This is a genomic window from Streptosporangium sp. NPDC049046 (genome assembly GCF_040649155.1).
Lineage (GTDB): Bacteria > Actinomycetota > Actinomycetes > Streptosporangiales > Streptosporangiaceae > Streptosporangium.
The window spans coordinates 1-1,045 of sequence record NZ_JBEZEZ010000096.1 but is presented as its reverse complement, the minus strand read 5'-3'; the positions used below and the strand labels follow the sequence as shown (position 1 = coordinate 1,045).

General features: G+C 67.5%; 1 pseudogene. It reads left to right on the top strand.

Going from position 1 to position 1,045, the window contains the following annotated elements:
- The first annotated feature begins 148 nt into the window (after positions 1-148).
- Positions 149-1,023, top strand: a pseudogene (locus tag AB0B96_RS40855) (IS5 family transposase).
- Positions 1,024-1,045 lie beyond the last annotated feature (22 nt).

Here is a 1,045-nt window from a genome sequence, read left to right as displayed (position 1 = left end):
CTTCGCGCTGCGCGCGTATCACGCTCGGGCTGTGGTTGATTGGGGCTTTGCCCCAAACCCCAGGCGAGGGGCCTTCCGGCCCCTCACACTCCCCGGCCGTCAACCCATTCGCCTGACGCCACAGCGATCATGTGGCTGGATAGAGAACATGGTTCGTCGCCATGAACTGACCGATGACGCCTGGGAGCGCATCACCCCGTTGCTTCCGGCCAACCCCGAACGCGGTGGCCGATGGCGCGATCACCGCCAGGTGCTCAACGGCATCGTCTGGAAGATCCGCACCGGCGCCGACTGGCGCGACATCCCGGAACGCTATGGCCCCTGGCAGACCATCTACCAGCGCTTTCGCCGCTGGTCTGCCGACGGCACCTTCGCCCGGCTGCTGGAGCACGTCCAGGTCCACGACGATGCGATCGGCCAGGTCGACTGGTCGGCCATCTGCGTGGACTCCACCATCGTGCGCGCCCACCAGCACGCCGCCGGCGCCCGTAAAGGGGGAGCCACCAAGGCACAGTCGGGCAGCAACCAGCTCAGACCGATCAGGGCCGACAGGCGCTCGGGCGCTCGCGCGGCGGACTGACCACCAAGATCCACCTGGCCGTCGACGGACGCGGCCTGCCCCTGGCTTTCGTGCTCACCGGCGGCAACATCAACGACTGCACCCAGTTCACCACCGTGATGGAAACCATCCGCATCCCCCGCGCCGGCGCCGGCCGACCACGCACCCGCCCCGAACACGTGATCGCCGACAAGGGCTACAGCTCCCGCGCCATCCGCACCTACCTCCGCCGACGCAAGATCGGCGCCACCATCCCCGAACGCGCCGACCAGCTAGCCGGACGAGCCCGCCGCGGACACCGCCGCCACACCTTCGACCCGGTCCGCTACAAACGACGCAACGTCGTCGAACGCTGTTTCAACCGGCTCAAGCACTTCAAAGGCATCGCGACCCGCTACGACAAGCTCGCCGCCCACTACCGATCAGCCGTGACCATCGCCTGTCTACTGCTCTGGCTCAGGTGATCCACAAAACAGGACCTAGCGG